Genomic DNA, 422 nt, shown 5'->3' on the forward strand with positions numbered 1-422 from the left:
GCCACTCGAGCCCCCCTAATCCAGCACCCAGCGGTGGAATGGCTATCGACTTAATACCCATTTTTTGTATATCCCCAACTAAGGAGGCTAAACCAGACTCAATATCTTCTATTTTGCTAGCGCCTTTCCAATGCCGTTTAGTTGGAAAGTTTATTATGAAACGAGGGTTCGTAAGTTGCCCTGTTTCAAAAATAAACATCTTCCCAGGATGCACTTCGTTTTTCTTGCATGCAATTGCGTAAGCTTTGAAATTGTCAGGCCAAGCTTTTTTAAATTGCAATGCAATTCCCCTACCCATAACTCCTACGCAATTGACTGTATTTACAATAGCTTCTGCATCAGCTCGCAAAATGTCACCACGGGTTATCTCGATCACTTTTACGGCCTCCTCAGTAATACCAATGAGTGTTAATACTAACTGG

The 422-nt window shown here is 42.4% G+C and carries 1 protein-coding gene; it reads right to left on the minus strand.

Annotated features, from left to right (window positions below; translation table 11 throughout):
• Positions 1 to 376: macro domain-containing protein (locus FLQ44_RS13565; protein ID WP_147694814.1), on the minus strand; the 376-nt coding region annotated here is incomplete at its 3' end.
• Positions 377 to 422: the final 46 nt, after the last annotated feature.

Source organism: Vogesella mureinivorans (assembly GCF_007644035.1).
Taxonomy (GTDB): domain Bacteria; phylum Pseudomonadota; class Gammaproteobacteria; order Burkholderiales; family Chromobacteriaceae; genus Vogesella; species Vogesella mureinivorans.